The sequence below is a fragment of the Aureispira anguillae genome (genome assembly GCF_026000115.1).
GTDB classification, from domain to species: Bacteria; Bacteroidota; Bacteroidia; order Chitinophagales; family Saprospiraceae; genus Aureispira; species Aureispira anguillae.
Genome location: NZ_AP026867.1, coordinates 5,774,351 through 5,795,000 on the forward strand (window position 1 = coordinate 5,774,351; position 20,650 = coordinate 5,795,000).

The window sequence follows — 20,650 nt, forward strand, 5'->3', positions numbered from 1 at the left end:
TTTTTCTAATTTGCAACCCATTTACCAACACATATTTCGGCCGTAAAACCTGGACCAAAGGCAGCAAGACAGCCTAGGTCATTGCTCTTTCTCCTATCCAATTCAAATTCCCGATTCAAAACATCAAAGACCACACAACTGGCAATATTCCCTTGCTGATCCAAACTTTCTCGACTCTCCTTTACAGAATTTTCTTCGAGTATCAGGTGCTTGGTCAACTCGTCCAAAATTTTTCGACCTCCTGTGTGAAAGACATAAAAATCAAGGTTTTTCATTGCTTTTGACAAACTTTCTTGCGATAAATCTTCCATTATAGGGGCAACATCTACAATGCTATGCATGACATCTTTATCCAAAGAAAAGTGCATCCCTGTGTTTTTATAATCATAGGTAATATAATGCTGTGAATTGCGCTTGGTAAATGTTTTGGTATCGACTACCTTAAAACCAACATCCCCTTTTTCTACCTGTCCTTTTACAACACAGGCCGTAACTCCATCCCCAAACAAACTATATGAAATCAAAGAAGCCAATTTGTTGTCAGTTGGCTGAAAAACCAAGGACGAAAATTCTACAGAAACGACCAATACATTGTGCGTGGGATAAAGTTGCGTGTATTCATAAGCACGATTAATAGCCCAAGCACCTGCTACACAGCCTAACTGGCTAACGGGTAACTGTTTTGTAGATGGCTTCATCTCTAGGAGGTCAATTAAGTAAGCGGTTAGAGATGGCATCATAAACCCTGTACAAGAGGTAACAATGATTAAATCAATATCTTGAGGGCTAAGATTGGCATTCTTTAAAGCTGCTAACGCAGCTGTTTCTGATAATTTTAGCGCTTCTTTTTTATAAATATTGTTTCTAGTCTCTAAGCCTGAATGAATAACAATCTCATCGATTGGTTTAACTAAATTGCGCTTTGATACATTGGTATTTCTAATCATTCGCTCGATAGTAGACCACTTAGGGTGATAGGGATACAAATCTTTCAAAATCGTGATCATATCCTCTTGTTTCACTTCGTAAGAAGGGTATACGCAGGCTGGTTTCATTACAATTGACATAATTGATACATAAAGTTTGTATACTGTACTGGATTATTGGGGTCAACAGTATGTTAAGTGAAAAAATAATGATGTTATAAAAAAGTTTAGGTACATCATGTATCCTCTTTCAATAACACAAACTTATATATTTAAAAAACAAATTAAAAACTATTTTATAGATGTACATATCTATAAAATCAATATAAAAATATATCATTTGAATAAACAATGACATAAACGAGAACCTCCAATATAAAATCCCTCCCAATGCAGCATTGGGAGGGATTTTATATACTTCTGATTTTTTTTATTTGGCTAAGTATAAGCTTCTAATTAAAAACTATTGTGCTTAAAACGATCTCTAAAAATAGCAACGCCCATTGTCAACATAGCGTGTCCTGTTTGCGAACGCCCTGTTACTCGCTGAATAGTAGTAGAATGATTATATGGGCTATATTCAAAATCCTTGAGGGTATGTACATATCCAAAATCTAAATAAAAATGCTTCCAACGCAATCCTATCCCAGCACTAATGTCATGACGCAAATCAGTTACCCCAGCGACTGAAACCTGATAAGGAGAAGTTTGAAATTGATAGCCTAAACGAACCCTTGCCAAGCCTAATGCTATCTCTGCTCCAATTCTTGCCTTTAATACTCCCTGATAAGCATTCGTTATTCGGTCATTCAAATCATTAATGAACTTATTATTGGCGGTTGTTTGTTCATCTTCTAATAAAGAAAAAGAGGACCAACTGTAATCGGTATACTCTACATCTAACCCAATAAAACCTCTTTTGGGAATGACAAGCCCTACACTCCCCATAAAGACCCAAGGAGTTACCAAGTCATGCTTTAAAACATAGGGATCTTGATCTTCCATCGCATAATTATTATATCGCAATAAGCTATCGTAAACAATTTGCCCAGAAAGCCCTGAATTATAAGCATCGGTCAATCGATATGCTGTTGGAGTATGAACAGCCAACCCAACTCTTAGTAATTTATTAATGCGATAAATCATCCCCAATTTAAGATTGATTCCCGTTCCTTCTACTCTGCGTTCTTCTACAAACTCCATTGATCTAAAATCCAATGAGTCGCTCGTTTCTTGATAAACACGGTCTTCATTCATAACCATAAAATCAACACCTATTGTTGCTCCTAAATACAACTTGTTGTTATAATTTCCTCCAATTGTAAACGCCAATTCATTCACCCCTCCTGTTCGTTTAACATTTTGATATTTAGTCGTAAAAGTAGAGTCTGAAATTCCGCCATTAGGAACGTAATTAAAACCTCCAACGGTATCCATCAAAAAGGCATTATAAGCCATCCATCCTTCATAGGCATCCAAGTCATTCGTCGCTATCCCATACGAGTTTTCTGCAAACGATTGAATTCGAGAACCAGTAGAAGCACCTTGATAGGTAAAATCACGGGCATAATTTGCCAAACGGTTGACTGTCAGCCCTACATTAACGGATTTCCAGTCGCTGTTTTTACGGCGAATTCTAGAGGCAAATACCATTCCTGCACTCCCAAATGAAAGTTGCGACATTCTATCTTTTGTCGAGTTTTCTAAGAACTTTGTAGTGCTATTATCAAATAAAGCCCCAAAAGATAAGGACATTTCCATTCTACGATAAATAGCAATTCCCGCAGGATTTAAGTTAGCAGTAGACATATCTCCTCCTAATGCTCCTAAAGCATTTCCTAAAGCCATTGATCGTGCATTAATAGTAGGATGAGTTTCTCCAAATAATAATGCATCTGAGGTTATTTGGGCCTGAACTTTAGATTGGATAAAAATAAGTGTAAAGAGGAAAAAAATGGATCTCATATTCTATTCTTTTTATAACGAAATGTGAAGATAGTTGTGATTTGATATTGGGTTAAACTATGAAAAAATTGTTCCATTTGTCGAATTCAATTTATCTAATTCGGTGCAACTTCCAAAGTTTAACAAATGTTGTAAATTTTGGTAAGATACTATCAATAAAAAAGGTAGAATAGTTACCTATTCTACCTCCTAAATTGAGCTTATTTTTTAATGCTTTATCTTCTTCCTCCACTACGACCTCTTGAAGAGTTGCTGCTTCTAGAAGAACTAGACGAACTACTGCTTCTTGAAGAACTGCTACTTCTTGATGGGCTAGAACTTCTCGATGGTGTATAAGTGCTTCTAGAAGGGCTTGTGCTTCTTGTTGGACTTGTACTACGATTTGGAGTATAGGTGTTTCTAGAAGGTGTTGTCGTTCTAGAAGGTCTATTGTAAGTATTTGTTTTAGGCTGTGTATATGGATTGTTATTTCTTGGTTGTGTATAGGTATTTCTAGTCGGTGAAGTTCTAGAAGGGGTCGCAGTACGATTGGGCGTATAGGTATTAGTAGAAGCAGGAGTTCTAGTCCCTGTATTTCTAGTTCCCGTGTTTCTATCTCTCACTATTGTTGTTCTAGTAGGCGTAGTAGTAGTGCGAACAATTTCACCTCTTCCATTAGTAGTAGTTGTTGTTGTTGTCCTTCCCCCTCCACTAGATCCTCTTGTATCACTAATCGAATTCGTTGTTATGGTACGAATATCTCTAGTTACCTTACCTCCACGAGTGCTGTTGGTACGACCAGAAGATGTAGTGCGATCATGGTCTGCATTTCCGATTGAAGAACTTCCTGTTGCCACCATTCTACCACCTGGACCTCTACTTGTATGAGCTCCCCCTCCTCGAACAACATCCGAACCTCTACGAGTTCTTACACTAACATAACGAGTAGCATTGGGCGTTGAAGCAGCATAATTATATCCATAGTTAGAAGCCCAAGAACCTGCTCGATAACCATCACACCATCCATTGTTATAACCATTATAATAACCCCAACCCCAACGTGATCCATAAAAGCCTCCATAATGAGCGTGGTGATGATACCCATACCAGCCCCAATTGTTCCAATAATTGTAGTGACGATAAGGAGAATATCCCCAACCATAATTCGTCCAACCACCATAATAACCATAGCTTGGGCTTATGTAAATGCTGGAACCATAAGCATATTGATCGTAGGGATTATACCAATAATTGTCGGTGTAATAATCACTGTAATAAGAAAATCCCTGAGCAGGTGCATGAAAACGACGCACCCTAGAAGCGTACTCATAATCATAAGGCTCATAATTCTCATCGACAACATAGTCTTCGTAAGAATTTTTCTTTACGGTTTCTGTTTCAGAAATTTCATCTTCATAAACTTCTGTCTCAAAGGAACTATCTAGCTCCTTTTCTTTTTTATCTTCTTTGTAGACCACTTCTTCCTCTACTCCATCAAAATAAATGTCATCATACTGGATGTTTTCATTTTGTGCAAAGCTAGGTTGAATGGATAAACAAAATGCTGTCGCAAATAGAAAAGATAGATATCTTGATTTCATAGAATTTAAATTTTGATGCTAAACAACTTTGGCAAAAGTGCAAATATTAGAAAATATAGCTGTGAGAGATTAAGAATTAACCAACAAGTTACCTACTTATAGTTTGTTAATTTATTAAAAATCCTAAATTTGTAGCTTGTTTATTATAAAGATACGTTTTTTTGAGCTAGTAAATTGTTAAAATCATTGCGCTACAGCCACTTTAACACAGGTTAAAGTTATTGTGCAACTGATAAATTGATTTTATATTGTTCAAAACGAATCGTTTTTATTTCATTTATTAACAAATAATATACCACAAAAAATGGCTAAGGAAATCACATCACAAGCCGAGGACTACTCTCAATGGTACCTTGATATTGTGAACAAAGCAGGCTTGGCAAGCAATTCAAAGGTTCGAGGCTGCATGGTCATCAAACCCTATGGATTTGCCATCTGGGAAAAGATTAAAGCAGATTTAGATCGACGTTTCAAAGAAACAGGTCATGTAAATGCTTATTTCCCGCTGCTGATCCCCAAAAGCTTTTTGAGTCGGGAAGCAGATCATGTTGAAGGATTTGCAAAAGAATGTGCGGTTGTCACCCATCACAGACTAATGAACGACCCTAATGGCAATGGTGTAGTGGTTGATCCTGATGCTAAACTGGAAGAAGAATTAATCATTCGCCCAACCTCTGAAACAATTATTTGGGATACCTATAAAGATTGGATTCACTCTTACCGTGATTTGCCTTTATTAATCAACCAATGGGCTAATGTCTTGCGTTGGGAAATGCGTACCCGTCCATTTTTGCGTACAGCAGAATTTTTGTGGCAAGAAGGTCATACCGCACATGCTAGCCAAGAAGAAGCACAAGCGGAAGCTCGTCAAATGTTAGATGTTTATACTGACTTTGTGGAATCTATCATGGCTATTCCTTTGTACAAGGGCGAAAAAACAGCACATGAGCGTTTTGCAGGAGCTGAAAATACTTATACCATTGAAGCTTTGATGCAAGATGGGAAAGCGTTGCAATCGGGAACTTCTCATTTCTTGGGTCAAAATTTTGCCAAAGCATTTGATGTTAAATTCTTAAACGAAAACAACAAAGAAGAATACGTTTGGGCAACTTCTTGGGGTGTTTCTACCCGCCTAATGGGTGCTTTGATTATGATGCACTCGGATGATGAAGGTTTAGTTTTGCCTCCTCGCTTGGCACCAATCCAAGTTGTCATTGTGCCTGTGCCTAAGCCCAATGAGGAAATTAATGCTGCTGTTGAAAAGATCATGACGGAATTAAAAGCAAAGGGCATTTCGGTTAAGTATGATACCGATAAGAAAAAACGCCCTGGGTTTAAATTCGCTCAATACGAAATGGAAGGTGTCCCTGTTCGTTTGGCAATTGGAAAACGAGACTTGGCGAATGGTGTTGTTGAAGTCGCTCGAAGAGATGAGAAAACGAAGGAATCGATTGCCTTAGAAGGCATTGCTGAGCATGTAGAACAATTGCTAGAAGACATTCAAAGCAATTTGTTTAACCGTGCTAAAAAATTCCGTGATGACAATACAACCAAAGTAGATACTTGGGATGAATTTGTAGCTGCAATTGAAAAAGGTGGCTTTGCCTATGCGCACTGGGATGGTACAACAGAAACCGAACTCAAAATAAAAGAATTGACCAAAGCTACTTCTCGTTGTATTCCATTGGAAAATCCATTTGGAGAAGAGGAAACAGAAGGAACTTGTGTTCTAACAGGAAAACCTTCTAAGCGTCGAATTTTATTTGCCAAAGCTTATTAGAATTTTATATACTTAAATTTAACATCATACAACTAAAACAAACCATGAAAAATCAACTATTTATTTTATTTATCACTGTCATTAGCATTGGGTTATTTTCTTGTAAAAAAGATACTACTACTAATAATACTCCTAATGATTATTACATTACCTTTGACTTTGATGGTACACCTGTAGAATATCGTTCTACAACTTATCAGTGCCAGAAATCTCAAAGTGGTTCAATTACAGTAAGTGGTGGTATTTTAAAGCCCAATATGTCTAATTTTTCTTTAACAGAAAGCATCTATGTTAATCTTCATATGGATGAAGATTCTGTTACCTATAATGAAATGCATAACCTAATAGGGCAAAATTTAGAAGTTTGTTACTCTTCTTCTACTGTTTGTAATATGCCTGTGCATATTGGCTTAACGTATGATGATGGTACTACTGACTGGGGGACAGATAAAAATAATAATCCAGCTGCTACAAAGTATCTTAAGATTACCTCTGTTGAACGTTCTTCAATTACTGCTATAGGCTTAGGCAGTTTAGTTGTGGTAGAAGGTGAATTTAATCTTGTTTTAGATGGAGGTGGAACTACAAAAAATGCATCTAATGGAAAATTCCGTTTACTATTTCCTGAATACAAATAAATAGGTGTAAGATTTTTGTACTACTGACTAGCTCTGTTAGTTATTAAGTATAAATATTAATAATAATAGACCTTTTTATACAAAAAGAGACTTTGGGATAATTCCAAAGCCTCTTTTTTTTAGGTTTGTTAACTCTTTTTCTCTGCTTTAACAGAACAACCAAAAGCTTTGGTAAAGTTGGGTTCTGGCTTTTCTCCCTTCAACAAAGCATCCAAGGCATCAACCAAATAAGATTGGGTTACTTTTGCCATATTTTTGCTGTCGTCTATAGCTCCAATATAAGCGACTTTATTCCCTTCATCGGTTTTGTTTACCACATAGACATGGGGCGTTTTGGTAGCACCATATTTGGGATAGATCTTTTGCTCCTCATCTATTAAATAAGGAAAGGTAAATTCTTTTTCTTGGGCACGCAAAATCATATTTTCATAGCTATCCTCTGGTACGATAGCAGGATCATTAGGATTAATAGCAATAACAGGATAACCCAATGTTTTGTATTTTTCATCCAACTCAATCAGGCGATCTTCATAGGCTATAGAATAGGGACAATGATTGCAAGTAAAAACAATAACAAAGCCCTTTGCGTCTGGAAAATCTGCCATAGAAACAAAATTTCCGTCTACATTTTTAAGTTTAAAATCCTCTGCTACATCTCCCACCTGATAGCCTTTAACAATTGGTTTTTGTACTCCCTCTTTGGTGTTTTCTGTTGTAACAGTTTCTTTTGTCACAGCTTCTTCATTGGTACAAGCTATGGTTAAGGCCAAAGCCAACAAGATAAAAATGCCTCTTTCTAACATGATTTATTTTTTTATTTAGGTAATAAAATTAACACAAGCTAAGGGATATGCTGCTTCGCTTAAAAAGAACCAAAAACCTTATTGCAGGATTATTGGTTTAGCTTAATTTGAAATGATTGAAGCTGCTGTTCTAGGGTTTTATCATCAAAACTTTGTTCAAAAAAAGCCCGTTTATCTTTGTTATAAATAAGGGTCGCAGGCAAAGCACCTGACCAAGAAGGATCAATTTTATCAATCCAGTTGTTCATTCCATCTTGGCTCAACACCAGTACTTCTCCTTTCAGATCCTGTTTTATCATAAAAGGCAGCAATTTGGTTTGGATCTGCTCTTCAAAATCTAAACTCACCAAGATTAAGCGTACCTTTTGATCTTTATATTGTTCGTACAAGGCTTCAAAATAGGGCAGTTCTTCTACACAGGGCTTGCACCAAGTTGCCCAAAAATTGACAATATAGGTGGTGTCATTTTTTGCCTCTAAAAAAGGCTTAAACGCCTCATAAGCATACAAGCCTACCTTGTGTTTTCCTTTGGTAAAAGATTGAGCAGGCTGGCGTATAATTGCTCCTTTTGTAGAATCAACATGCCCTCCAAAATCACAAGAAAACATCCCCAAAATCATCATGCACCAAGTAATTTTTCCTATTACGTTTTTCATTTTTATTGCTTAATTACCTAATGCCATACCTTACAGCCCTCTGTGCAATTGGTACAAATATCAATTTGATCCCGACCTTTTAACAAGCTTTTTCTAAACTGTTGATAAGGTTTCCCTGCCCATAAGGCTTCAAAAGATTCGTGCTTCAAGCTGCCTAAACGATAGGTTGCATCCTTGTCAAAACAACAGGGAACCACCCATCCATCCCAAGTGATCACACAAGAATGCCAGAGTTTCCAACAATGGTTTAGCAGCTCATTTTTTATCCTATAAGTCCCATCCTCCTGTTTCGCATAACGAGCATATTTATCTAAGGTAGGAATTAATGGATTGCCATTTTTATAATCATAAATTTGCGCTGTTTTGAGCTTTACTTCATCGGCTCCAATCTCCTTAGCCAATTGATATACTTCATCTATTTGGTGTTCATTTGGGCGAACGACCAAAAACTGAAAAATAATATGAGGGGTCGTAGATTGTAACACTTTCTTCCATTTGACAATATTTCGGGCGCCCTCCAAGACCTGCTCCAACTTTCCCTCTTTTCGATAGGCTTCATAAACCTCTTGTGTTGTCCCATCAATCGAAATAATTAGCCGATCTAAACCTGATTCTATGGTTGCCTTTGCATTTTTATCGTTCAAGAAATGAGCATTGGTTGAAGTTGAGGTATAAATGCCTTTGCTATTGGCATAGGCTACCATATCCAAAAATTTAGGATTGATATAGGGCTCTCCCTGAAAATAAAAGGTCAGATAAAATAATTGGTCGCCTAACTCTCCTATAATTTTTCTAAAAAAATCTTCTTTTAAATTACCTGTTGCTCTCGAAAACGCCCGTAAGCCGCTAGGACATTCTGGGCAACGTAAATTGCAGGCTGTAGTGGGTTCTATCGAAATAGAAAAAGGCAGCCCCCACTGAATAGGGCGTCGCAACCATTTTGTAAGGTAGAAAGAGCTGTATACCTTTGCAGCATTCCACAAGCGTTTCAACGTCATTTTGGAAATAAAATTCCGTATGTCATTCCAATACACCAGTTGTTAAGGGATTAAATGGTGGCAAAATTAAAGATTATAGGCACTATAGTTCAAATTTTTGAACCGTCTGTTTTAAATAACGTTCTTGAAGCACATAAATATGATGCAACTGATGACCTGCTATAATTGCAGCCACTGCTCGTACAGAAGTAGGAAAGGCTTCACTTCCTCCCTGTAATTGTTCTGCTGTGGTAAAACCACTGAAACGATGCAAGGTAAATTGGCGCAGTAGTTCGGTCGATTTTATTAAATAGCTAGGGCTTACCGCTTCCAAATTAGTTGCCTGAGCGTAGGCATCTTCATCAAATGATAAAGCACTTTCAAAGTCCCCTCGTGCAAATCTCAATGCTCGATAGGCTAAAATCTGTTCACAATCTATCAAATGCATCACAAGCTCTTTTACCGTCCACTTTCCCTCTTCATATCGATAGTTCCATAGCTCTTGAGGAATATTTTGTAGAATTGCCAAGCTGTATTCCTGTGTTTTTTCTAATAGTTCCAACGGATTAGCCGCTGGCAAATGATTGATATAAGTTGCAAAAAAATTATTATACTCTTCTCGTTTTGGAAAATTCATAGCTATTAATTTATGCTCCCCTAAAGGATAATGTTCTATACTAATTTGTTGAGCGTTTTGTAAAAATACTCTCTAAGAATTCCTCTTTTTATTTATAGACTTTCTCCCCTTTTTGCAACCAATGCCCCCACTCCTGACTATAGGCATGAACTTTTAAGGTTTCTTTCTTTTGATGATCAACTAAGGGATAACCATGATTTATCCATTCAAATATTCCCCCATATAAATTATAGACCCTAGAATATCCTCTTTCTTTTAGCTGTTCGCCAATTTTTTCGCTTCGATAACCAATCGAGCAATAAACCACAACAATAGCATCTTTTGGCACCTCCTCTATCTGCTCGACTTCAAAGGTATTATAACCTACCCAAATAGCATCTTTCAAGTGCGAAACTTCATATTCTTTCTTTTCTCTTGCATCTAAGATATAAAGATTGGGAGTGCTTAATTTTTGCTGCAACCGATCACACGATATTGTTGTAATGCTATGATCTATTAACCCCTCTATCTTTTTTTCAAATTTAGGGTCTAAGGTTTGCTGTGTCATTGCCCATACTGGCAACATGATTAATACAAATAAAATTAGTTTTGCCATCTCACAATGATTAATGGTGAACTTTTTTGTTCCGAGGGGTATATATCCTAGACGTTTTTCTTCCTTGTTTATCAACAATTGGTAAGCCCTGCCTAGACCATTCATGAATACTACCATATAGATTCCGAATATACTTAAAGCCAATTTTTTGAAGCTCTAAGGCTATTTTTTCACTTTTTCGTCCTTCTTCACAATAAATAACAATCAATAAATTAGTATCAATAAACCAAATACGCTCTATTGAAAAATCATCGTAACCAACTCTTCTTGCTTCTTTGATATGGCTTATATTAAATGCCTTTTTGCTACGAGCATCTAGGATTTCTAATTTGGGATGCCCATTCTCTTGCATACTTTTTAATTCTTGACAAGTAATAATTGGCACTTTAAATGTTATTTCATCTTGGATGAAATTTTCAATTTCTATTGGTAGGTTTTGGGGCAAAGAATCTGGAGGTAAGCTATCACAGCTCCCCCAATAGTTTGTTAGTTTATTGGCAACTGTGTCTGTAATTGATAAACACACCAATAAACAAGTTAAATATGGGAATAATTTCATGATACTTCTACTAAGGTTAACACCTTATTTTATGTTTGGTTTATAATTGGGGGTGGGGGCAAGATTATCGATTACTAAAATATAATGTAAAAGCTAATTATAAATGCACATAACATGCCTAAATTAAGTAAAAGTTCATAAACTGCTTATCAAGACTTTATTATTCTTTATTTCTAATACTCTTAGGGCATATCAAAACCTTATGAAGATAAGAAAATATTGCCTTATTTTATCTTTATTAGACCGTTCCTGTGTTATTATAAACTCTCCAGTAAGAAATCAATAAACGAAAAGGTGCCATAACAACAATAATAATAGCACTTAAACCAAAGAAGGTATAAACCTTTGTCAGATAACGCAATAAATCATAATGCTCATTAAATGTAATTCCCTCTCTAAAATAAGACTGGAATTCGATCATTCCTTCGTTTTGCTTTTCTAAAAAGTCTTGATAATTAAAAAACAATTGTATCAAATAAAATGCTAAAGGAATGCTTGCAAAAATCAAAATAAACTTCAAGGGCTGTAACTTCGCTAAAAAGGTATATTTTAATAAAAATAAGTAGCGAGTATAGGTAATAAAGATGACTACAAAAATAATCACTTCATAAATGAAATGCTGCTTTACAAAGTCAGCCCACAAAGGTTGAGTCACCATCCAAGCAATCAAGCCTGTCAATCCCCACCAAATCAATTCCATCAAGAGCTTTCCTACTCTCTGTTTTTCTAAATTTTCCATGTCTGTAATTTTATAGAAGTTGTACCATCACTTCTTATTTCTTTGCTTTGGGATGTGCTTGTTCGTACACCTTCTTAAGCTGTTCTATAGAATTATGTGTATATATCTGTGTTGCGGCTAAACTAGCATGCCCTAATAGTTCTTTTATTGCATTGAGATCAGCGCCATTATTTGCCAAGTGCGTTGCAAATGAATGCCTTAAAACATGCGGGCTCTTTTTCTTTGCAGTTGTAACTAAGGACAAATACTTTTTTACTTTATTATAAACAAATTTAGGATACATTGCCCTGCCTTTGTCTGTCACTAAAACCACTTTTCCATCTTGATTTTCAAAAGTCGATTTTAATACCGTTTGATAGCGCAACAAAGTCTGTTGGAGCGCCTTACCAAAAGGAATCAATCGTACCTTATTTCCTTTTCCTTCTACCCTAAAACACTTGTTTTCAAAATCAATATCGTCCCATTCTAATCGAATAATTTCACTGCGTCGCATTCCTGTTACGTACAAGATTTCTAATATTAAGTAATCCCTTAAGCCTTCAAATCCATCAGGAAAAACAATAGTAGTTTGAAATTTTTCCAATTGCCCTTTTTCGACAAAAGCGGGCAATCGCTCTGCTTTTTTAGGCAATAAAACCGCAGGGAAAGACATGTTAGAAATTGCTGCTGTCTTTAATAAAAATTTATGATAGGTTTTAAGAGAAGAAACTTTCCGATGAATGGACGTTGCACTTAAATTTTGTTGCATCAATTGCACCACCCACGAGCGCAAATGTATCGATTTGATATTGGTCCATTCTACCAATTCATATTGGAGCGCAATATAATCCATAAATTGCTTCAGATCTCGTTCATAAGCTGCAATTGTATGCCTAGAATATCTCCTTTCGTATTCTAGATAATTCAAAAAGGTGCTTAGTTCCATAATTTTTGTAAAATAATCCCCTTATCAATTGATTATTAATTCGCTAGAAATCACGTAGGCTCTAGTTTGGTGTCTTAGGTCTAGCATCGCAGATACCTACGTAGTAGCAACCTAGCTAATTGTATTAAATTGATAAAACGAACAAATTAACTGCAAAAATATAGCTTTTGGGAACAAAAGGAAAGTTAGCTGGAAAAGAATTTGATTAGTTCATTCAAATCCTCCAAAATAGTGATATTATCTGGAGTGCCAGGAATTTTTGGAGTATGCTGAAAGCCAGAGATTAATAAATGTGGCGCATTCATTCCTTTGCATAAGCGGCGAATATAACACTCTGGAACATAACACTTGTGTCGTTCTGATATAATGGTATAAATATAGTTGGGTTGGTGGATGGATGCCGCCAGTTGAAGATCTTCGATTCCTACTTTTGTACCTAAATAGACAACCTCAACATTGCGTTTTTTGAGCAGATATTCGACAAAGATAAGATACAACTCCTGCTGATCTCCCTCAGGCAAATAAAGCAATACCTTCTTTTTTTCCCCAGAAGTTTTAATATTGATTTTGCTAATCGCAGTAAGAATTTTTCTCCGAATCACACAACTAGCAAATTGTTCGTGCATGGCACTAATAGACCCTGTTAACCAAAGCAAGCTTGCTTTTTCTAGAAATGGAACCAAAACATTCAAGATGGTATCCTCTACCCCATCTCGCTCAAAACAAGTACTGAGCAAGCCACAAATTTTGCGCCCATCCAGCTCCATCATAGCCATTGCCAAGTTTTGAAAATTGTCCGTATGCTCTACATTAGTTTTTGATAAATGATCCACCTGTTTAGCAATCTCTTCTTGGGTCATTTTTGCAATCTTAGAGATACGTATCCCCTTTCGATTTAGAAAGGCAATATTCATCAAAAATTTTAGATCCTTATCTGTATAATAACGAATATTGGAAGCCGTTCGCTTAGGTTCTATAATACTATAACGCTGCTCCCATATTCGTATGGTATGGGCTTTTATACCCGAAAGTTTTGCTAAATCACGAATGGAATAATTTGCCAAGGGAACTCATTTTATCCTACTTCTCAACTCTACAGTTTGTTACGCCTAACAATCCAACAAGCCGTTAACCCTTAATAATCAACACCCTAACAAAACAAAAAGGTCAAAATTCACCCAATAGTATTTGAAGCATACCACATTTTATTAGCGGCTAATAGAAGATATTTTAATAGAATGATTAAGGAGATAAAAATTCGAAGTATTTCATTTAAACATTAATTAAAAAGATGCTCACATTGTAACAAAAAATCAGCTAAAGAGTTCACTCTAAAGCTGATTTTTTGTTATAAAAGTTATTTTTTGGCAACTTCTTGCACCTTTTTATTCTTAAAGATCAATTTTTTACTTTTATCTACATCTACATAAATAAGGTCACCTAGGTCAAACTCTCCAGAAAGTAAATGCTTAGAAAGTTCATTGTCTACCTCTCTCTGCAAGACACGTTTCATAGGTCTAGCTCCATATTGAGGTTCGTAACCTTTTTCAGCCAAAAGCTCAATTGCTTTAGGAGATAATTCAATATCATACCCTTGACGTTTAACCCTTTTCTTTGTAGACTTAAACATCAATAACATGATTTTTTTGATCTCCTCTCTATTTAACGGGGTAAACATAACCTGCTCATCAATACGATTGAGAAACTCTGGGCGCATATGATCTTTTAGGGCTTCAACAACATCATCTTGTGTAGCATCAATAATTTCTTGACGTTTTTTGTCGTCTACATCGTCCAGACCATCAAAGTTTTCATAGATAATATTAGACCCCATATTCGTTGTCATAATGATTATCGTGTTTTTAAAATCAGCTACACGACCTTTATTATCTGTTAATCGTCCATCGTCCAATACTTGCAATAAAATATTAAAAGTATCAGGATGTGCTTTTTCTATTTCATCCAACAAAACGATAGAATATGGTTTTTCTCGAACAGCATTGGTCAACTGACCGCCCTCTTCATAACCTACATAACCAGGAGGAGGACCAACCAAACGAGCAACCGCATGTTTTTCCATGTATTCACTCATATCCAAGCGGGTGATCGCATTTTCATCATTAAACAAGAACTCTGCTAATGCTTTGGCTAATTCCGTTTTACCAACTCCTGTTGTTCCCATAAAAATAAAAGAACCAATTGGTTTTTTGGTGTCTTGAAGCCCAGATCGGCTTCGACGAACAGCATCAGAAACAGCCTTAACCGCTGCAACCTGCCCAATCAATCGCTCACCTATTTTGGTTTCCATATTCAGCAATTTCTCCCGTTCACTCTCCATCATTTTACTAACAGGAATGCCAGTCCATCGAGAAACAACATCTGCAACATCTCCTTCGTCAACCTCTCCATCCGTCATACGTTTATCAGGAGCCAAAGTATCTAAATCAGCTTCTGCATTTTTTAAAATTTCCTCTTGTTCTTTTATTTTTCCATACTCTAACTCTGCCACCTTTGCATAATCCCCATTGCGTCGAGCTTCCTCTGCCTCTACTCTAAAGGACTCCATCACCTCCTTACAACTCTGAATAATATTGATCAACTCTTTTTCTGATTCCCAAGCACTCTTCATTTCGATAAGCTCTTCAGAAATTTCAGCAATTTCTTTATTAATAGCACCTAATTTACTCTTAGTGCCATCTCGCTTAACCACCTCTCTTTCGATTTCTAACTGTCTTTTCTTACGATCCAAAGCATCCAATTCTTCAGGAACTGAATTTAATTCTAGTCTTAATTTAGCTGCCGCTTCATCAATCAAATCAATTGCTTTATCAGGCAAAGCCCGATCGCTCACATAACGTTGAGACATTTCAGCTGCCGCAATTAATGCACTATCCAAAATTCGAACTTTATGATGCGTTTCGTAACGATCCCTCAATCCTCTCAAAATAGCGATTGTTTCAGCGATAGAAGGTTCTTCTACCTTAACCTTTTGAAAACGGCGTTCTAGTGCCTTATCTTTTTCTATATATTTTCTATATTCATCTAAGGTAGTAGCCCCTATTGTTCTCAATTCACCTCGTGCCAAAGCAGGCTTTAAAATATTGGCAGCATCCATACCTCCACCGCCACCACCAGCACCAACTAAAGTATGTATTTCATCAATAAATAAAATAACATCATCCGAAGTTGTCACCTCTTTCACAACTCCTTTTAAGCGTTCTTCAAACTCACCTTTATATTTTGCTCCTGCCACTAAAGCAGCCATATCTAGAGAAAAAAGTGTTTTACCTTGTAGGTTATCAGGAATATCATTGTCTACAATACGCCAAGCCAAACCTTCCACGATCGCTGTTTTACCGACACCAGCCTCTCCTATAATAATTGGGTTGTTTTTCTTTCGTCTAGAAAGGATATGTAGAATTCTTCTAATTTCTTCATCTCGCCCAATAATACGGTCAAGTTTGCCCGTTCTGGCACGCTCATTTAAATTAACAGCATATTTATTAAGGGCATCAAATTCGTTTTCTCCTGTTGGAGAACTAACATTTTTACCTTTTCTCAACTCTTTGATTGCTGCGCCAAGATCTTTTTCATTGGTTCCCATAGAGGTCAGCAACTTAGCTGTTTTATCTGTTTTCACAGTAAATATTCCAGCAAGAATCATATCTAAAGCAACATACTCGTCTCCCAAATCCTTCGCTAAATTTTGAGCAGACTGGATAGCTTTGCTAGCATTTTTGGATAAATGACTTCCATGGTTGTTTCCACCATAAACCTTAGGATAAGTCTCCATGATGAGTGATAACCTATTCGTCAACTCCCCTATGTCAATAGATAACTTTTTTAATAAATATAACACCACACTATCCTCAATATCCATCATCCCTTTCAACAAATGGGCTATTTGTACATCTTGTTGCTCTTTGGAGCGTACATATTCTTGAGCTTTAAGTATTGATTGGCGAGCCTTTTCAGTAAGTTTATCAAACATTATTTATTGGGTGGTTTAATGGTGTTTAAGTAATCTACTTCTCACCTTATCATTTATAATTTTTTAAATCGTATCAACTAATAAATGCTCAAAATGCATTAAAAGTTCTTGTAACATGAAAAATAGTAGAATTTCGTAGGATTTCAAAAAATTAAACTAGTTTTGATTTCCCTTTCTTTCGTTTCTGTACAAATCTTAAGATGAGACTATAATTATTTAACTAGCTATCAGTTAGCGAAACGTACAGTAGCTCTTTACGCTCTTTCTATAATGATTTTTTTTATCAAAGCAATTTGTCCCAAATGATAATGAAGATGTTCAATGATTCCTTGAAGATTTCTATAATAGATCCCGTATTTTTTGTCCACAAAATCTTCCCAAAGTTTATCTTCTGGTAATTTTTCAATCAAATCAGCGAACTTCTTAGCATTCTTCCAACCTTCATTTTGCAAGGCTTCCCAATCCTTTTGAGATAAGATCGGAGGATGATTAAAACTGTATTCATCCTTAGAATCAAGAACACCTCCTTCTAATACAATTGAGACAGTACGTACATAATAGTTCATATGATAGGTAAGTGTTGCTATCGTATTAAAAGAATAAACCTGAGTAGTTGCTTGTTCCCAAGTTAGGTCTTTTAAGGTATCCATTAGATTTGATGTTGTCCAGTTTCCTCCAAAATAGACCTCTCTTAAATGTTTGGCTATCTGTCTTGTTACATTCATCGTCTGAGTTTATTTAAACATTAAGAAATCTTATAATAAGTATGAATTGAAAATACTTAACACTTCACTATTTTTGAGTGAAGCAATGTTATAATTTATACAAAATAATCTAAATACCTAACAATCAATCCTTATTCCCACAATAATAACTAACCTTAATAAACTTTGCTCAGGTAATAACAAAAAAAAGGAGTGATAAAATCCTAAGATTCTATCACTCCTTTTATATTTATTATGGTGCTTTGACCATTTATGTTCTAATTAAACAACTTGAAGATTAAAAAAAAAAGAAGGCGGTGACCTACTCTCCCACCCTAGGGCAGTACCATCGGCGCTGAAGGACTTTACTTCTTTGTTCGGAATGGTGAAAGGTGTCTCCCCTTCGCTATTGCCGCCTACTATTCTTTGTCTTTTCAGACTACTCTTCTCGTTCTTTATCAGAACGCTATTTCTTTATTAACATACTTTGGAGAAAAAACTTCAGCTCTTAGATAAATTTCTTGTATCTATTATTTTTTCTTCTATTTCTTTAAAAAAAATAGAAAGCTTTCGGGTCATTAGTATTGCTCGGCTCCCTAACATATCTCTACGCTTCCACCTGCAACCTATCTACGTCATCATCTTTAACGTCCCTTCATGGAATACTCATCTTGAAGTTGGCTTCGCGCTTAGATGCTTTCAGCGCTTATCCATTCCGAACATAGCTACTCTGCAATGCACACGGCTGTACAACAGATACACTAGAGGTTCGTTCAACTCGGTCCTCTCGTACTAGAGTCAAATCTTCTCAATATTCCTACGCCCACAACAGATAGAGACCGAACTGTCTTGCGACGTTCTGAACCCAGCTCGCGTGCCACTTTAATGGGCGAACAGCCCAACCCTTGGGACCTTCTCCAGCCCCAGGATGTGACGAGCCGACATCGAGGTGCCAAACCTCCCCGTCGATGTGAGCTCTTGGGGGAGATCAGCCTGTTATCCCCGGAGTACCTTTTATCCTTTGAGCGATGGCCCTTCCATACAGAACCACCGGATCACTTAACCCTAGTTTCCTACCTGTTCGACTTGTTTGTCTCTCAGTCAAGCTCCCTTGTACTTATACGCTCTTTGCACGATTACCAACCGTGCTGAGGGAACCTTTGGGAGCCTCCGTTACTTTTTAGGAGGCGACCACCCCAGTCAAACTACCCACCTAACGATGTCCCCAGCAGGGTTAGTCTCTAAGCAATTGAAGGGTGGTATTTCAACAACGACTCCACCAGCACTAGCGTACCAGCTTCATAGTCTCCCACCTATCCTACACATCAACTACTCAAAGACAACGTTAAGCTATAGTAAAGGTTCACGGGGTCTTTTCGTCCCGTTGCGGGTAATCGGCATCTTCACCGATACTTCAATTTCACCGAGCTCATGGCTGAGACAGTGCCCAGATCGTTACACCATTCGTGCAGGTCGGAACTTACCCGACAAGGAATTTCGCTACCTTAGGACCGTTATAGTTACGGCCGCCGTTTACCGGGGCTTCAGTTAAGAGCTTCGCATTGCTGCTAACCCCCTTCCTTAACCTTCCGGCACCGGGCAGGTGTCAGACCCTATACTTTGCCTTTCAGCTTCGCAGAGTCCTGTGTTTTTGCTAAACAGTCGCCTGGGCCTCTTCACTGCGGCCAGTTCTTACACTGGCGACGCTTCTCCCGAAGTTACGCGCCCATTTTGCCTAGTTCCTTAGCCATGATTCTCTCGTGCACCTTAGGATACTCTCCTCGACCACCTGTGTCGGTTTACGGTACGGGTTCCTGTAATCTATAGTTTAGCAGCTTTTCTTGGAAGTATGACTAATGGCATTATCTATCCACTCCATAGAGTTTCTAGTACTATCGAGATTCCTGTGGCGTGCGTACTTCACTACACGCCCTACGTCCTCTCTTTAACGAGCTATTCCATCAGCTCGCAGCCAACCGCCTGCTCCGTCCCTGCTTCACAATTACAGCAAGTACTGGAATATTAACCAGTTCGCCATCGACGCCGCCTCTCGGCTTTGCCTTAGGTCCCGACTAACCCAACTCTGTCTTGCATAGAATTGGAATCCTTGGTCTTTCGGTGAATAGGACTTTCACCTATTTTATCGTTACTCATGCCTACATTTTCTTTTCTAATCGCTCCAACATTTCTCACGAAACATCTTCACCGCTATTAGAATGCTCCCCTACCATCATTGCTGATCCACAGCTTCGGTGATATATTTGATGCCCGAGTATTTTCCGCGCAGAGTCACTCGACTAGTGAGCTGTTACGCACTCTTTAAATGAATGGCTGCTTCCAAGCCAACATCCTAGCTGTCATAGCAACTCCACCTCGTTCTTTCAACTTAATATATACTTGGGGACCTTAGCTGGTGGTCTGGGTTGTTTCCCTCTTGGCTATGGACCTTAGCACCCATAGCCTCACTGCTGGTTCTCTGTATAGGCATTCGGAGTTCGTCAGGGGTTGGTAGGATTTGACTCCCCCTAGCCCTATCGGTAGCTCTACCTCCTATACAAATTAACTCCAACGCTGCACCTAAATGCATTTCGGGGAGTACGAGCTATCTCCAGGTTTGATTGGCCTTTCACCCCTACCCACAAGTCATCCAAACACTTTTCAACGTATATTGGTGCGGTCCTCCATTGTGTGTTACCACAACTTCAACCTGCTCATGGGTAGATCACCTGGTTTCGCGTCTACCTCCACTAACTATTTCGCCCTATTCAGACTCGCTTTCGCTTCGGATTCGGTACTCTATACCTTAACCTTGCTAGTGAAGTGTAACTCGTAGGCTCATTATGCAAAAGGCACGCCGTCACTTGCGCTCCGACCGCTTGTAAGCGTATGGTTTCAGGTTCTTTTCACTCTGCTCCTAGCAGTTCTTTTCACCTTTCCCTCACGGTACTTGTTCGCTATCGGTCTCTCAGGAGTATTTAGCCTTACCGGATGGTACCGGCAAATTCACACAAAATTCCTCTGGTTTCGTGCTACTCAGGATCCTACCTCTCTTTAGTTTTTACGGATACGGGACTCTCACCCTCTTCGGTTTGCCTTCCCAGACAATTCCCCTTACACTAAAGTAGATTATGTAGTCCTTCTACCCCATATCAATTGCTCAATATGGTTTGGGCTT

16 protein-coding genes and 2 rRNA genes (1 of these 18 only partly in view) are annotated in these 20,650 nt (G+C 37.6%); 2 read left to right on the forward strand and 16 right to left on the reverse strand.

Annotation, left to right across the window (positions count from 1 at the left end; all coding sequences use genetic code 11):
- Nucleotides 1–5 precede the first annotated feature (5 nt).
- From AsAng_RS22635 to AsAng_RS22645, 3 genes are all read right to left on the reverse strand, one after another.
- The gene (locus tag AsAng_RS22635; protein WP_264789379.1) at nucleotides 6–1,067 is read right to left on the reverse strand and encodes a type III polyketide synthase; all 1,062 of its coding nucleotides are present in this window, start codon (nucleotides 1,065–1,067) and stop codon (nucleotides 6–8) included.
- A 315-nt stretch (nucleotides 1,068–1,382) separates the two neighbouring features.
- The gene (locus tag AsAng_RS22640; protein WP_264789380.1) at nucleotides 1,383–2,891 is read right to left on the reverse strand and encodes an OmpP1/FadL family transporter; all 1,509 of its coding nucleotides are present in this window, start codon (nucleotides 2,889–2,891) and stop codon (nucleotides 1,383–1,385) included.
- 215 nt (nucleotides 2,892–3,106) lie between these two features.
- On the reverse strand, nucleotides 3,107–4,471 hold the full coding sequence (locus tag AsAng_RS22645; RefSeq protein WP_264789381.1) for a hypothetical protein: 1,365 nt from the start codon (nucleotides 4,469–4,471) through the stop codon (nucleotides 3,107–3,109).
- A gap of 304 nt (nucleotides 4,472–4,775) precedes the next feature.
- Here AsAng_RS22645 and proS point away from each other — a divergent pair, with 304 nt between their 5' ends.
- Both proS and AsAng_RS22655 read left to right on the forward strand, forming a co-directional pair.
- Entirely contained in the window at nucleotides 4,776–6,251 is a 1,476-nt protein-coding gene (proS, locus tag AsAng_RS22650) for a proline--tRNA ligase (RefSeq protein WP_264789382.1), read from the forward strand.
- 44 nt (nucleotides 6,252–6,295) lie between these two features.
- Nucleotides 6,296–6,889 carry a hypothetical protein gene (locus AsAng_RS22655; protein WP_264789383.1) on the forward strand — a complete coding sequence of 198 codons (594 nt, stop codon included), beginning with the start codon at nucleotides 6,296–6,298 and terminating at the stop codon, nucleotides 6,887–6,889.
- 128 nt (nucleotides 6,890–7,017) lie between these two features.
- Here AsAng_RS22655 and AsAng_RS22660 read toward each other — a convergent pair whose 3' ends face one another.
- The 13 genes from AsAng_RS22660 to AsAng_RS22720 all read right to left on the reverse strand — a co-directional run.
- A complete protein-coding gene (locus AsAng_RS22660; RefSeq protein WP_264789385.1) occupies nucleotides 7,018–7,692 on the reverse strand; it encodes a thioredoxin family protein in 675 nt (224 codons plus the stop codon).
- An 89-nt stretch (nucleotides 7,693–7,781) separates the two neighbouring features.
- Nucleotides 7,782–8,348, reverse strand: coding sequence for a TlpA family protein disulfide reductase (locus AsAng_RS22665; protein ID WP_264789386.1), 567 nt, complete (start codon nucleotides 8,346–8,348; stop codon nucleotides 7,782–7,784).
- A gap of 17 nt (nucleotides 8,349–8,365) precedes the next feature.
- Nucleotides 8,366–9,346 carry an SPASM domain-containing protein gene (locus AsAng_RS22670; protein WP_264789387.1) on the reverse strand — a complete coding sequence of 327 codons (981 nt, stop codon included), beginning with the start codon at nucleotides 9,344–9,346 and terminating at the stop codon, nucleotides 8,366–8,368.
- 82 nt (nucleotides 9,347–9,428) lie between these two features.
- On the reverse strand, nucleotides 9,429–9,962 hold the full coding sequence (locus AsAng_RS22675; protein ID WP_264789388.1) for a DinB family protein: 534 nt from the start codon (nucleotides 9,960–9,962) through the stop codon (nucleotides 9,429–9,431).
- A gap of 88 nt (nucleotides 9,963–10,050) precedes the next feature.
- Nucleotides 10,051–10,557 (reverse strand): rhodanese-like domain-containing protein, encoded by a 507-nt coding sequence (locus AsAng_RS22680; RefSeq protein ID WP_264789389.1) that lies wholly within the window; start codon nucleotides 10,555–10,557, stop codon nucleotides 10,051–10,053.
- 10 nt (nucleotides 10,558–10,567) lie between these two features.
- Nucleotides 10,568–11,116, reverse strand: coding sequence for a rhodanese-like domain-containing protein (locus tag AsAng_RS22685; protein ID WP_264789390.1), 549 nt, complete (start codon nucleotides 11,114–11,116; stop codon nucleotides 10,568–10,570).
- 238 nt (nucleotides 11,117–11,354) lie between these two features.
- Complete coding sequence (locus AsAng_RS22690) at nucleotides 11,355–11,855, reverse strand: hypothetical protein (protein WP_264789391.1); 501 nt, start codon at nucleotides 11,853–11,855, stop codon at nucleotides 11,355–11,357.
- Nucleotides 11,856–11,889: 34 nt separating this feature from the next.
- Nucleotides 11,890–12,780, reverse strand: coding sequence for a tyrosine-type recombinase/integrase (locus tag AsAng_RS22695; protein ID WP_264789392.1), 891 nt, complete (start codon nucleotides 12,778–12,780; stop codon nucleotides 11,890–11,892).
- Between the two features lie 185 nt (nucleotides 12,781–12,965).
- The gene (locus tag AsAng_RS22700; protein WP_264789393.1) at nucleotides 12,966–13,844 is read right to left on the reverse strand and encodes a MerR family transcriptional regulator; all 879 of its coding nucleotides are present in this window, start codon (nucleotides 13,842–13,844) and stop codon (nucleotides 12,966–12,968) included.
- A 293-nt stretch (nucleotides 13,845–14,137) separates the two neighbouring features.
- Entirely contained in the window at nucleotides 14,138–16,771 is a 2,634-nt protein-coding gene (locus AsAng_RS22705) for an ATP-dependent Clp protease ATP-binding subunit (RefSeq protein ID WP_264789394.1), read from the reverse strand.
- A 254-nt stretch (nucleotides 16,772–17,025) separates the two neighbouring features.
- Nucleotides 17,026–17,496, reverse strand: coding sequence for a DUF1572 domain-containing protein (locus tag AsAng_RS22710; protein WP_264789395.1), 471 nt, complete (start codon nucleotides 17,494–17,496; stop codon nucleotides 17,026–17,028).
- 288 nt (nucleotides 17,497–17,784) lie between these two features.
- Nucleotides 17,785–17,895: ribosomal RNA gene (gene rrf / locus AsAng_RS22715) — 5S ribosomal RNA — on the reverse strand.
- 138 nt (nucleotides 17,896–18,033) lie between these two features.
- A 23S ribosomal RNA gene (locus AsAng_RS22720) occupies nucleotides 18,034–20,650 on the reverse strand (it continues 250 nt past the right edge of the window).

Coding starts and splice junctions, on each gene's coding strand:
- AsAng_RS22665 (WP_264789386.1), bottom strand. CDS start 8,348: ATGAAAAACGTAATAGGAAAAATTACTTGGTGCATGATGATTTTGGGG.
- AsAng_RS22680 (WP_264789389.1), bottom strand. CDS start 10,557: ATGGCAAAACTAATTTTATTTGTATTAATCATGTTGCCAGTATGGGCA.
- AsAng_RS22690 (WP_264789391.1), bottom strand. CDS start 11,855: ATGGAAAATTTAGAAAAACAGAGAGTAGGAAAGCTCTTGATGGAATTG.
- AsAng_RS22670 (WP_264789387.1), bottom strand. CDS start 9,346: ATGACGTTGAAACGCTTGTGGAATGCTGCAAAGGTATACAGCTCTTTC.
- AsAng_RS22645 (WP_264789381.1), bottom strand. CDS start 4,471: ATGAAATCAAGATATCTATCTTTTCTATTTGCGACAGCATTTTGTTTA.
- AsAng_RS22635 (WP_264789379.1), bottom strand. CDS start 1,067: ATGTCAATTGTAATGAAACCAGCCTGCGTATACCCTTCTTACGAAGTG.
- AsAng_RS22705 (WP_264789394.1), bottom strand. CDS start 16,771: ATGTTTGATAAACTTACTGAAAAGGCTCGCCAATCAATACTTAAAGCT.
- AsAng_RS22640 (WP_264789380.1), bottom strand. CDS start 2,891: ATGAGATCCATTTTTTTCCTCTTTACACTTATTTTTATCCAATCTAAA.
- proS (WP_264789382.1), top strand. CDS start 4,776: ATGGCTAAGGAAATCACATCACAAGCCGAGGACTACTCTCAATGGTAC.
- AsAng_RS22710 (WP_264789395.1), bottom strand. CDS start 17,496: ATGAATGTAACAAGACAGATAGCCAAACATTTAAGAGAGGTCTATTTT.
- AsAng_RS22660 (WP_264789385.1), bottom strand. CDS start 7,692: ATGTTAGAAAGAGGCATTTTTATCTTGTTGGCTTTGGCCTTAACCATA.
- AsAng_RS22655 (WP_264789383.1), top strand. CDS start 6,296: ATGAAAAATCAACTATTTATTTTATTTATCACTGTCATTAGCATTGGG.
- AsAng_RS22685 (WP_264789390.1), bottom strand. CDS start 11,116: ATGAAATTATTCCCATATTTAACTTGTTTATTGGTGTGTTTATCAATT.
- AsAng_RS22675 (WP_264789388.1), bottom strand. CDS start 9,962: ATGAATTTTCCAAAACGAGAAGAGTATAATAATTTTTTTGCAACTTAT.
- AsAng_RS22695 (WP_264789392.1), bottom strand. CDS start 12,780: ATGGAACTAAGCACCTTTTTGAATTATCTAGAATACGAAAGGAGATAT.